Here is a 12,272-nt window from a genome sequence, read left to right as displayed (position 1 = left end):
GGGGCATGCCCGTGAAGAGGCCGGAACGAACTGCCATAAGGGACAAGCATGTTCGACTGGAATGATCTGCGTTTTTTCCTCGAATTGCAGCGCAGCGGCCGCCTGCTGACCGCCGCCAAGCGCCTGAACACTACCCACAGCACCGTGGCCCGGCATATCGAGAGCATCGAGCAGAGCCTGGGGACCGCGCTGTTCGTGCAACATGCCCAGGGGTACGAGCTGACCCCCTCGGGTCAAGCCCTGCTCAAGCATGCCGAAGCCATGGAGAACGTCGCCCTGCTGGCACAGGAGGAAATCACCCAGGCCATCACCCCGCTGGGCAAGATTCGCCTGGGGGTAACCGAAGGCATCGGCATCATGTTCTTCACCCCACGCATGAACGCGTTGTTCGAGCGCTACCCCGGCCTGGAGGTGGAACTGGTAGCGGTGCCGCGCTTCGTCAGCATCCTCAACCGCGAGGCAGAAATCAGCATCCATCTGGAGCGGCCCAACGCCGATCTGCTGATCACCCGCAAACTCACCGACTACCGCTTGGCGCTGTACGCCAGCCAGGACTACCTGGACCGCGCGCCGCCACTGCGCCACCGCGAAGACCTGGCCCGGCACAGCTGGATCGGCTACGTTGACGATTTGCTGTTCAGCCAGGAACTGCTGTTTCTCAACAGTTTCTGCCGAGCACCCAACGTGGTGTTTCGCAGCACCAGCGTGATCGCCCAGCAAGCCGCCGCCCGCGCCGGGCTGGGCATCGCCGTGCTGCCCAACTACATGGCCCGCCACGACCCGACACTGGTGCGCGTGCTGCCGGGTGAAACCATCCAGCGCAGCTACTGGATCTGCACCCGCCGTGAGCTGCACAAGTCTGTGCGCCTGCGGGTGGTGTGGGACTACCTGCTGGCGTTGTGCGCGGCCGAACAAAGCGAGTTGCTAGCCGAGTAGAGCCTTGCCGGCCAACAACAGGGCAGCGGCCCAACCTGCCACGGCAAACATCTGCTGCAGACGCGGCCCGGCCAACCTGGCTGCCAAAGGCCGCGCCAGCAGCAGACCGAGCACTGCACCGACGGCAAACGGGGCGCCAACCTGCCAGTGCATGACGCCCGCAAAGCTGGCGCTGACCACACTGCCGGTAGAGACCAAGGCAATCACCGCCAGCGAAGTGGAAACGATGCTGGCCATGCGCAGGTTGGTGTAGCGGTTCAGGGCAGGGATGATGACGAACCCCCCACCCACGCCCAGCAAGCCGGACAACAACCCGGACAAGGCACCCGTGAATGCCAGTGCGCGCGCGCAGGGCAGGGTCCAGCGCAAACGACCCTGCAGCGGGTTCAGCACACACGGCTCGATAAAGCGATGAGCGTCATTGGCTTCGCCACGCAGCTCTTTGGCCGCCTTGCGCCAGATGCGCAGGCAGGCATAAACCAGCACGCCGGCGAATACCACCTGCAACGGTGCATTCGGCAGGCGGTGCGCCAGCATCAGCCCGAACGGCGCTGCTGCCACACCAACCAACGCAATGAACAGCGCAGCCCGATAACGCACCAGCCCTTGGCGCAAGCCCAGCACCGCACCAACCGCTGCAGCCATACCTACAGCCAACAGGCCCACCGGTGCCGCTTCGACCATCGATAGCCCCAGGCCGAACACCAGCAAGGGTACTGCGAGAATGCCACCGCCTGCGCCGGTCAGCGCCAGCACCGCGCCGATGATTGCGCCCAGGCCCGCCCCTAACAGTTGATGCTCGATCACTGCCCACCCTCGGCTACCAGCTGCGGGCGTGCCAACCACTCGCGCCCCTTGAGCATGCCTTGCCAGTACAGCGGTGGCAGCGCCTGTGCCTTGAGCAGCCAGGCCAGACGTGTCGGCTTGCGGCCATCCAGTAACCAGTTAGGGAAGCTCGGTGCCAGCTTGCCGCCATAGGTGAACTCGGCCAGGACGATCTTGCCGCGCTCGACGGTAAGCGGGCACGAGCCATAGCCGTCGTACTGGGCCAGGGTCGCCAGCCTGCCCAGCGCCACCAGCACATTGTTGGCGACCACCGGTGCCTGCTTGCGCGCCGCAGCGGCGGTCTTGGCATTGCTGGTGTTAGCCACGTCACCTAGGGCATGAACGTTGGTGTATTTGCGATGACGCAGGGTATGCGGATCGACGTCAACCCAGCCGGAGCTATCAGCCAAGGGGCTTTCGCGAATGAAGTCTGGCGCCACCTGTGGCGGTACCACGTGCAGCATGTCGAAGGCCTCGATGCGCGTTTCGCTGCTGCCATCGGGCAGGGTACGCAAGAATGTAGCGCGCTTTCCCGGGCCGTCTACTGCAACCAACCTGTGGGAGAAGTTGAGGTCGACGGCGTATTTCTCGATGTACTTCATCAGCGCGGGCACATAGTCGGCGACACCGAACAGTACGGCACCCGCATTGTAGAAGCTGGCTTTCACCGCCCCCAAATGGCCATGGCGCAGCCAGTGGTCGCAAGACAGATACAGCGCCTTCTGTGGTGCACCGGCGCACTTGATCGGCATGGGCGGCTGGCTGAACAACGCGCGTCCTTGCTTGAGCTTTTGCACCAGTTCCCAGGTATAGGGTGCCAGGTCGTAGCGATAGTTGGAGGTGACACCGTTGCGGCCCAGGGTCTCGCTGAGCCCATCAATGGCCGCCCAGTCCAGCTTGAGGCCGGGGCAGACGATCAGCTGTTCATAGCTGATGGCGCGACCATCATCGAGGATGACCAACTGGGCCAATGGGTCGAATCCCTTTACCCGCGCCTTGACCCAGCGCACACCGCGAGGAATGGTCGACGCCATGGTGCGGGCAGTGCTGGGTGCCTTGAACACACCGGCACCGACCATGGTCCAGCCGGGTTGGTAGTAGTGCACTTCGGCAGGGTCGATCAAGGCGACGTCCAACGATGGGTCGCGGCTGATCAGGCTGGAAGCAGTGGCGATCCCGGCGGCACCGGCACCGACGATGACCACCTTGTGGTGGTCGGTATTGGCAGGGGACAACAAGGCAGGCATGGCGGTAAATCCTGGAAATCTGATTATGGGGGCAGGGCGCTTACAGCTTGTTCAGCGGGATCTTCAGATAGCTCACACCGTTCGCCTCCGGTGGGGGCAGTTGGCCGCTACGCATGTTCACCTGCACTGAAGGCAGGATCAGCACAGGCATTTCGAGCGTCTTGTCGCGGGCTTCGCGCATGGCAACGAAGCTGTCCTCATCGATACCCTGATGGATGTGAATGTTGTGGGCGCGCTGCTCGGCGACAGTTGTGACGTACTGCATGTCGCGGCCACCTGGCAGGTAGTCGTGGCACATGAACAACCGCGTCTGATCGGGGAAAGCCAGCAGGCGACGGATTGAGCGGTACAAGGTGCGGGCATCGGCCCCGGGGAAGTCGCAGCGGGCGGTGCCATAGTCGGGCATGAACAAGGTGTCTCCAACGAACACCGCGATCTCGCCGGCATCTTCGATCATGAAACTCATGCACGCGGGTGTGTGCCCAGGCGTGTGCAACGCACGGGCCTGCAGGTTGCCAATCCGGAAACCTTCCTCGTCTTCGAGCAGCACATCGAACTGGCTGCCATCACGGGCGAAGCCGGGCTCTGCGTTGAACAAGGCGCCAAACACTTTCTGCACCTGGGTAATGTGCGCGCCAATTGCGGTATGGCCGCCCAGCTTTTCCTTCAGGTAGGCAGCGGCTGAAAGGTGGTCGGCGTGTACATGGGTTTCCAGCACCCACCGCACACTGGCATTCAGCTCGTTCACACGCTCGATCAGGCGATCAGCCGAAGCGCTGCAGGTGCGCCCGGACTTGGGGTCGTAATCCAGCACGCTGTCGATCAATGCGCATTGTCGGGTTTCACGGTCCATGACCAGGTAGCTGATGGTCGAGGTCGCCTCGTCGTAGAAGGCGTCCACGTGAAGGTTGTTGCCGATGATCATCACGTTCTCCAATTTATCCGCCCCGCCTTGTACAGGCGTAGGCAGTGACAGGAGCTTTATCAAGATGCATGCCAGGCTTTTTGCCACTCACTGGCCAATAAAACCGGCCAGTTGCAGACTGCTGCCGGCAAAACTGGCAGCCCAGGTGGCAGTCGACTGACAGCCAATGGCAGTGTTTGGCAGTCCTTGTTACCCTGCGTCGGTCATCCATACGGTGCCGTCATGCCTGAAGCCCATCCCCTCATCCTAGCTCTGGTTTCCTACCTCGAGCACGATGCCCTCCCGACCATCGTGTTGGACACCGACTACAACATCCTCGCGGCCAATGCGGCCTATCGCCGTCAGTTTGGGCGGCATGATCAGGCCCCACTGGGCGAGAAGTGCCACAGGGTTTCGCATCACTACGCTGTGCCGTGCGACCAGGCTGGCGAACATTGCCCGATGCGCAAGGCGTGGGACAGCAAGGTACCGGAGCGGGTATTGCACATTCATCACACACCACGCGGCCCGGAGCATGTGGATGTCGAGTTGCGGCCGATCCTGGATGAACAGGGCAAGGTAGTGGCCTTTGTCGAACGCCTCACCACCATCACCCTCGCCTCGGCGCAGCCTCAGGAGCAAGGGTTGGTCGGCCGCGCGCCAACCTTCAAGGCCGCGCTGGCCAGCCTGCAGCGTGCGGCACCGGCGCAGATCCCGGTGTTGTTGCAGGGGGAGTCGGGGACCGGTAAGGAGCTGTTCGCCCGTGCAGTGCACATGGGCAGCCCCAGGGCCAATGGCCCACTGGTGGTGGTCGACTGCACCGGTCTGACCGAGTCGTTGTTCGAGAGTGAACTGTTCGGCTATGAGAAGGGTGCGTTCACCGGGGCGAATCAGCGCAAGATCGGCTTGGCCGAGGCAGCCCATGGCGGCACCTTGTTCCTCGATGAAATCGGTGAAGTGCCGCTGGCGATGCAGGTGAAGCTGCTGCGCCTGATAGAGTCCGGCAGTTTCCGTCCTGTGGGTAGCCTGCGCACTGTCCATTCGGATTTCCGCCTGATATCGGCCACCCATAAACCACTTAAACAAATGGTCGCGGATGGCTCCTTCCGGGAAGACCTGTATTACCGCATCAGCGGCTTCCCGATTCGTCTGCCTGCATTGCGCGAACGGGTGGAAGATCTGCCGCTGCTCGCACAGAGCCTGCTGCAGCGCATGGCCGGCCAGCCGACGCCCAGGCTGAGTGAAGACGCCTTGCAGCAACTTGCGTTGCATCCGTTTCCGGGCAATATCCGCGAGCTGCGCAACATTCTGGAACGCGCGCGTTTGTTTGCCGATGACGGAGTAATCAGACCGGAGCATTTACCGGAAGACACTGGGCTGACTGGCGCGGCTAAAGGAAGCGGCCGTCGCAATGACTTGGGTGAGCTGGCGCAGGCGCTGGAGCAGTTCAAAGGCTCGCGCAGTGAACTGGCCAGTCATCTTGGCATGAGTGAACGCACGCTGTATCGCCGCTTGAAAGCGCTCGGGCTGAACTGAAAGAACGCCAGACTTTACCGGACCTTTACCTGCGCCCTGACATTGAAAGGGAAAAATCGTGGTCTGATCAGTTAACCGAACCTGGCACTCAATACCTGCCAGGCGATTAACAGGCAGAGGACCGCATCAAATGAAGAAAGCCCTAACCGTGATCTGCGCCGCGCTCATGCTCAGCACACCGCTGGCAAGCTTCGCGCAACCGGGCCCGCCTGATCGGCATGATGGCGGCCCATCGCACCAAGGCAACCCGCCACATGGTCAACCACAGCACCAGGGCCGACATGACAATGGCCGCGGACCTGCTTACCGTGATCCAAACTTCCGCCCACAACAAGGCATGCCGATACCTCATAAGCAGTGGCAGCGTGGTCATGCCGTTGATCCACATTACCGTGGGGACCGTTACTGGGTAACTGACTGGAAAGCGCGCCACCTGTATGCGCCACCTCGTGATCATCGTTGGCTGTATGTGAATGGCGACTATGTGCTGGTGGCCATTGCCAGCGGTGTGATCGTGAACATTCTCACCGGCTACTGATTGTTTGCAGGCACTAAAAAGCCCGCATCAGCGGGCTTCTTATTGTCTGGCGAATTACACCTGATCAGAAGTCCAGGTTCGACACCGACAGCGCGTTACTTTCGATGAAGTCACGACGCGGCTCGACCGCATCACCCATCAGGGTGTTGAAGATCTGGTCAGCGGCGATGGCATCTTCGATAGTGACCTTGAGCATACGGCGAACGGTCGGGTCCATGGTGGTTTCCCACAGCTGGTCCGGGTTCATCTCACCCAGCCCTTTGTATCGCTGAATCGTATGGCGCTTGGTGGTCTCGTTCATCAGCCAATCCAGGCCCTCTTTGAACTCGACGATTGCCTTGCGGCGTTCACCGCGCTGCACGTACGCACCTTCACCCAACAGGCTCGAAAGCTTGGCACCAATGTTGACTACGGTACGGTAGTCATTGCTGCCGAAGAAATCGCGGTTGAAGGTGATATAGCTGGCCAGACCGTGAGAGGTAATTTCCACTTCAGGCAGCCATACGTTGCGCTCTTTGTCTTCACGCAGGCTGGCGTTGTAAGCCAGGCCAGACTTCTGGCTGGAGTTCAGACGCGCCTGGAACTGGGCCAGCCAGGCCTGCATCACTGCGTGGTCACCCAACTGCTCCAGGGTCACCTCAGGCAGGTAGACGAAGTGCTCAGTCAGCTCTTCGGGGTACAAGCGCGACAGGCGCTTGAGAGTCTTCATGACACTACGGAACTCATTCACCAGCGCTTCCAGCTGCACACCGGAAACTGCTGGCGCCGATTCGTCCAGGTGCAGGCTGGCATCTTCCAGAGCCGACTGGGTCATGTACTCTTCCATGGCCTCATCGTCCTTGATGTACTGCTCCTGCTTGCCTCGTTTCACCTTGTACAGCGGCGGCTGGGCAATATAGATGTAGCCACGCTCGACCAGCTCCGGCAGCTGACGGAAGAAGAAGGTCAGCAGCAGCGTACGGATGTGCGAACCGTCAACGTCAGCATCGGTCATGATGATGATGTTGTGATAACGCAGTTTGTCGATGTTGTACTCTTCGCGGCCGATGCCACAGCCCAGCGCAGTGATCAGCGTGCCCACTTCCTGGGACGAAATCATCTTGTCGAAGCGCGCTTTCTCGACGTTGAGGATTTTACCCTTCAGCGGCAAGATCGCCTGGGTACGACGGTTGCGGCCTTGCTTGGCCGAGCCACCCGCAGAGTCACCCTCCACCAGGTACAGTTCGGAGAGAGCAGGATCTTTCTCTTGGCAGTCGGCCAGTTTGCCCGGCAGACCCGCGATATCCAGCGCACCTTTACGGCGGGTCATTTCACGGGCTTTACGGGCGGCTTCACGGGCGCGAGCCGCGTCGATCATCTTGCCAACGACGGCCTTCGCCTCGTTCGGGTTTTCCAAGAGGAAATCGGCGAAGTACTTGTTCATCTCCTGTTCCACGGCGGTTTTCACCTCCGAGGAGACCAGCTTGTCCTTGGTCTGCGAGCTGAACTTCGGGTCCGGTACCTTCACCGAGATGATTGCGGTCAGGCCTTCACGGGCGTCGTCGCCAGTGGTTGCCACCTTGTTCTTCTTGGCCAGGCCTTCCTGCTCGATGTAGCTGTTAAGGCTACGGGTCAGCGAGGAACGGAAACCCACCAGGTGGGTACCGCCATCACGCTGCGGAATATTGTTGGTAAAGCACAGCAGGTTTTCGTTGAAGCTGTCGTTCCATTGCAGGGCGACTTCAACACCCACGCCATCGTCACGCTGAACGTTGAAGTGGAAAACCTGAGAGTTCACCGGCGTCTTGTTGGTGTTCAAGTACTCGACAAACGCACGCAGACCGCCTTCGTACTTGAAGAACTCTTCCTTACCGCTGCGCTCATCCTTCAGCAGAATGCCAACGCCCGAGTTAAGGAACGACAGCTCGCGGATGCGCTTGGCCAGGATGTCCCAGCTGAAGTGAATGTTCTTGAAGGTTTCAGCCGATGGCTTGAAGTGGATGTGGGTACCCGTGGTTTCACTGTCACCGACAACCGCCATGGGCGCTTGTGGAACACCGTGAACGTAAGTCTGTTCCCAGATCTTGCCGCTACGGCGAACGGTCAGAACCAGCTTCTCGGACAGGGCGTTCACAACCGACACACCTACACCGTGCAGACCGCCGGATACTTTGTAAGAGTTGTCGTCGAACTTACCGCCGGCGTGCAGCACAGTCATGATGACCTCGGCTGCGGAAACGCCTTCTTCCTTATGCACATCGACCGGAATGCCGCGACCGTTGTCGCGCACACTGATAGATTCGTCCGGGTGGATGATGACAGTGATGTCATCGCAGTGACCGGCGAGGGCTTCGTCGATCGAGTTGTCGACCACCTCGAAGACCATGTGGTGCAGGCCACTACCATCATCGGTGTCGCCAATGTACATGCCGGGACGCTTGCGTACGGCATCCAAACCTTTCAGCACCTTGATGCTGGAGGAGTCGTACGTTTGATTTTCGCTCATGCCTTCACTCCCGATGGTCGTGGGTCTGGGTGATACGGCCTTGTTCCACGTGGAACAAAGCAACTGGCGTTTCCGTCTGCCAGCCTTCCCTCAGTAATTCGTGATCTACACAGGTGATGAACACCTGGCAGCGTAATTCTTCAAGCAAGCGGCACAGTGCGCGGCGATGCTGGTCATCCAGTTCGGACGGCAAGTCATCCACGAGATAAATACAGTGACCGCGGCGAGCCTGACTAACGAGGTGGCCTTGGGCAATGCGCAATGCGCATACCACCAACTTTTGCTGACCACGCGACAGGATGTCGGCTGCATTGTTGCCAGCCAACCGCAAACGCAGATCAGCACGCTGCGGACCGGCTTGGGTATGGCCCATCTGCTGATCGCGAAGGAGGGAGGAGGCGAGCACTTCTTGCAGTTCCCGGTCCTTGTCCCAGCCTCGGTAGTAGCTCAGGGTCAACCCGTCCAGCTCGACCAGTTCGCTCAGGGTTCGCTCGAAGACGGGCTTCAAGGCCTTGATGTAGTTGCGACGGTATTCATCTATTTCCGCGCTAGCCAGGCACAATTCCCGGTCCCAGGCGGCTTGCGAAGCTGGGTCAAGTGTACCATGACGCAACCATGAGTTCCGCTGCCGCAGCGCCTTCTGAAGGCGTTGCCAGGCTGGCAGAAAACGAGGTTCCACGTGGAACACCCCCCAGTCCAGAAACTGGCGGCGTATTTTTGGGGCACCTTCCAGCAGCCGGAAACTGTCTGGGTTGATAAGCTGAAGCGGCAGTAACTCAGCCAATTGCGCGGCGCTGCGCGCATTCTGCCCATCAATGCGAATAGTAAACTCCCCTTGTCGCTCACGGGACACACCCAGGTTGCTCGTACCACCCTCCGTCAGCTGAACCTCGCCGAACACAGTACAGGCAGCCTGTTCGTACTGAATAACCGGATTCAGGCGGGTGCTGCGAAATGAACGGGCCAGGCCGAGCAAATGCACGGCTTCGAGCACGCTGGTCTTGCCGCTGCCGTTGGAGCCGTAAAGGATGTTGATGCGGGGGGAGGGTAAGAGTGTCACCGGGTGCAAGTTGCGCACCGCGGTGACCATGATACGTCGAAGGGACATTTCGCCTGCTACAGGTTACAGGCGCATCGGCATGACAACGTAGGAAGAATCGTCATTGCCAGCTTCCTGCAGCAGCGCACTGCTGTTTGAATCGGACAAGATCAGACGAACTTGCTCAGTAGTCATCACGCCCAGCACGTCCAGCAAGTAGCTGACGTTGAAACCGATCTCCAGCGAGCTACCGTCGTAGTCCACGCTGATTTCTTCTTCAGCTTCTTCCTGCTCGGGGTTGTTAGCCTGGATCTTCAGTTGACCGGCAGCCAGCTGCAGGCGAATACCGCGGTACTTTTCGTTGGAAAGAATCGCTGTACGGCTGAAGGCTTCACGCAGCGCCTGGCGGTCTCCGACGACCAGCTTGTCACCGCCTTTGGGCAGTACGCGCTCGTAGTCCGGGAATTTGCCGTCCACCAGCTTGGAGGTAAAGGTGAACTCGCCAGTAGTGGCGCGGATGTGATGCTGACCAAGCACGATGCTGACCATGCCTTCAGGATCGGTCAGCAGGCGCGCCAACTCCAGAATACCTTTACGCGGCACGATGACCTGGTGTCGATCTTCCTGCTCGATCGGCGCGCTCATCGAGCAAAGCGCCAGGCGGTGACCGTCGGTGGATACAGCGCGCAACGTGTTGCGGGAAACCTCAAGCAGCATGCCGTTGAGGTAATAGCGCACATCCTGCTGGGCCATGGCGAAGCTGGTTCGCTCGATCAGGCGGCGCAGCTTGCTCTGCTCCAGGTTGCAGGTCAGCGAACCCGGGCCTTCTTCCACAGTCGGGAAGTCATTGGCAGGCAGGGTCGACAGGGTGAAGCGGCTGCGGCCGGCCTTTACCAACAATTTCTGCTCATCGACCTTGATATCGATCAGGGCGTCGTTAGGCAGGCTTTTGCAGATGTCCATCAGCTTGCGCGCAGGAACAGTGATCTCGCCAGGCTCGGCCGGCTCTTCCAGTTGCACGCGGCCTACCAGCTCGACTTCCAGGTCGGTACCGGTCAACGACAGTTGCTGGCCTTGTACGACCAGCAATACGTTGGACAGGACCGGCAAGGTCTGACGGCGCTCGACGACACCGGCGACCAGTTGCAGGGGTTTCAACAGGGCTTCGCGTTGAATGGTGAAATGCATGGTCTAGTCCCTTGCCTTCAATTAGCTGCGCAGACGGCCATCAGGTCGTCAGCGTCCGCAGCAGGTTCTTGTAGTCCTCGCGGATGTCCGCGTCGGATTCCTTCAGTTCATTGATTTTGCGGCAGGCGTGCAGCACGGTCGTATGGTCGCGACCACCGAACATGTCGCCGATTTCCGGCAGACTGTGGTTGGTCAACTCCTTGGACAGGGCCATGGCTACCTGACGCGGGCGCGCGACAGAACGCGAACGACGCTTGGACAACAGATCGGAGATCTTGATCTTGTAGTACTCAGCGACGGTACGCTGAATGTTATCCACACTGACCAGTTTGTCTTGCAGCGCCAACAGATCCTTGAGCGATTCACGAATCAGCTCGATGGTGATGTCACGCCCCATGAAGTGCGAGTGAGCGATAACCCGCTTCAGTGCACCTTCCAGCTCACGGACGTTGGACCGGATGCGCTGAGCGATGAAAAAGGCTGCGTCATGCGGGAGCTCGACTTTGGCCTGGTCGGCCTTCTTCATCAGAATCGCTACGCGGGTCTCCAGCTCTGGTGGCTCGACAGCCACCGTCAGGCCCCAACCAAAGCGCGACTTCAGACGCTCTTCCAGGCCTTCGATTTCCTTGGGATAGCGGTCAGAGGTAAGGATTACCTGCTGGCCGCCCTCAAGCAAGGCGTTGAAGGTGTGGAAAAACTCTTCCTGCGAGCGCTCTTTGCGAGCGAAGAACTGGATATCGTCGATCAACAACGCGTCCACCGAGCGGTAGAAGCGCTTGAATTCGTTGATGGCATTGAGTTGCAGCGCTTTAACCATGTCCGCGACGAAACGCTCCGAATGCAGGTACACCACCTTGGCGTTCGGATTTTTCTTCAGCAGATGGTTACCCACAGCATGCATAAGGTGGGTTTTACCCAAACCCACACCGCCATAAAGGAACAGTGGGTTGTAGCCATGCTTAGGGTTGTCCGCAACCTGCCAGGCAGCCGCGCGGGCGAGCTGGTTCGACTTACCTTCGACGAAGGTGTCAAAGGTAAAGGTCCGGTTCAGGTAACTGGTGTGCTTGAGCGCACCTTCAACCTGCACGGTGCGTTGTTCAGCCCGGCCACCACCACTGGGCGGCGCCGCAGCGGGCTCGGCCATGGCATCAAAGCTGTCACGCGAAGACGTCTCGACCAGTACAGGCTCGGCTGCAGCCACGGCAACGGGTTCAACCGCTGCGGCCGGGGCCGTCTTGTGTGCCTGAGTCTGCGCCAGCGAAGCCGCAACGGCAGCGCTGACCGGCGCGTTGGGCGCAGCCCTTGGGGCCGAGCTGCGACGGCTACCTATTAATAAGGAAAGGGCTGGTGCAATGCCGCTACCGTTCTCACCCAACAGCTCGAGCAAGCGACCCAGGTACTTTTCATTGACCCAATCGAGAACGAAACGGTTAGGCGCATAGACGCGCAACTCGTCGCCTTCGGCTTCGACCTGTAGCGGACGGATCCAGGTGTTGAATTGCTGGGCAGGCAGTTCATCGCGCAGAAGCTCCACGCACTGCTGCCAAAGTTCCACTGACACGGATATCCCCTGA

General features: G+C 59.9%; 10 protein-coding genes. 3 read left to right on the top strand and 7 right to left on the bottom strand.

Features of this window, described 5'->3' with window-relative positions:
- The first annotated feature begins 48 nt into the window (after positions 1-48).
- Positions 49-936: a LysR family transcriptional regulator gene (locus PRJ_RS00050; RefSeq protein WP_014589207.1), complete on the top strand. Its 888-nt coding sequence runs from the start codon at positions 49-51 to the stop codon at positions 934-936.
- Here the strand turns inward: PRJ_RS00050 and PRJ_RS00045 are convergent.
- Genes PRJ_RS00045 through PRJ_RS00035 form a run of 3 tightly spaced genes read right to left on the bottom strand, consistent with a single transcriptional unit; the run spans position 925 to position 3,933 of the window.
- Positions 925-1,743: a sulfite exporter TauE/SafE family protein gene (locus PRJ_RS00045; RefSeq protein WP_104960519.1), complete on the bottom strand. Its 819-nt coding sequence runs from the start codon at positions 1,741-1,743 to the stop codon at positions 925-927. The genes PRJ_RS00050 and PRJ_RS00045 overlap by 12 nt on opposite strands.
- Positions 1,740-3,008 carry an FAD/NAD(P)-binding oxidoreductase gene (locus PRJ_RS00040; protein WP_010951462.1) on the bottom strand — a complete coding sequence of 423 codons (1,269 nt, stop codon included), beginning with the start codon at positions 3,006-3,008 and terminating at the stop codon, positions 1,740-1,742. Before PRJ_RS00040 ends, PRJ_RS00045 begins: the two co-directional genes overlap by 4 nt.
- 40 nt (positions 3,009-3,048) lie before the next feature.
- A complete protein-coding gene (locus PRJ_RS00035) occupies positions 3,049-3,933 on the bottom strand; it encodes an MBL fold metallo-hydrolase (protein WP_010951461.1) in 885 nt (294 codons plus the stop codon).
- Between the two features lie 222 nt (positions 3,934-4,155).
- On the opposite strand from PRJ_RS00035, the gene PRJ_RS00030 reads away from it, so the two are divergent.
- Together PRJ_RS00030 and PRJ_RS00025 are read left to right on the top strand one after the other, a co-directional pair.
- On the top strand, positions 4,156-5,448 hold the full coding sequence (locus PRJ_RS00030; RefSeq protein ID WP_003253147.1) for a sigma-54-dependent Fis family transcriptional regulator: 1,293 nt from the start codon (positions 4,156-4,158) through the stop codon (positions 5,446-5,448).
- 130 nt (positions 5,449-5,578) lie between these two features.
- On the top strand, positions 5,579-5,986 hold the full coding sequence (locus PRJ_RS00025; protein ID WP_010951459.1) for an RcnB family protein: 408 nt from the start codon (positions 5,579-5,581) through the stop codon (positions 5,984-5,986).
- 64 nt (positions 5,987-6,050) lie between these two features.
- Here the strand turns inward: PRJ_RS00025 and gyrB are convergent, their stop codons facing one another.
- From gyrB to dnaA, 4 genes are read right to left on the bottom strand one after another with little or no spacing between them, the layout of a single operon-like run.
- Positions 6,051-8,471 (bottom strand): DNA topoisomerase (ATP-hydrolyzing) subunit B, encoded by a 2,421-nt coding sequence (gene gyrB, locus PRJ_RS00020; RefSeq protein ID WP_003253152.1) that lies wholly within the window; start codon positions 8,469-8,471, stop codon positions 6,051-6,053.
- Between the two features lie 4 nt (positions 8,472-8,475).
- Positions 8,476-9,579: a DNA replication/repair protein RecF gene (recF, locus tag PRJ_RS00015; RefSeq protein WP_011953076.1), complete on the bottom strand. Its 1,104-nt coding sequence runs from the start codon at positions 9,577-9,579 to the stop codon at positions 8,476-8,478.
- A 15-nt stretch (positions 9,580-9,594) separates the two neighbouring features.
- On the bottom strand, positions 9,595-10,698 hold the full coding sequence (gene dnaN, locus PRJ_RS00010; protein WP_020192712.1) for a DNA polymerase III subunit beta: 1,104 nt from the start codon (positions 10,696-10,698) through the stop codon (positions 9,595-9,597).
- 40 nt (positions 10,699-10,738) lie between these two features.
- Positions 10,739-12,259 (bottom strand): chromosomal replication initiator protein DnaA, encoded by a 1,521-nt coding sequence (gene dnaA, locus PRJ_RS00005; RefSeq protein ID WP_010951427.1) that lies wholly within the window; start codon positions 12,257-12,259, stop codon positions 10,739-10,741.
- Between the last annotated feature and the right edge of the window lie 13 nt (positions 12,260-12,272).

Origin of the sequence: Pseudomonas sp. XWY-1 (assembly GCF_002953115.1) — a bacterium.
GTDB lineage: Bacteria > Pseudomonadota > Gammaproteobacteria > Pseudomonadales > Pseudomonadaceae > Aquipseudomonas > Aquipseudomonas alloputida.
The sequence above is the reverse complement of the archived record's forward strand: the minus strand, read 5'-3'. Positions and strand labels throughout refer to the sequence as shown.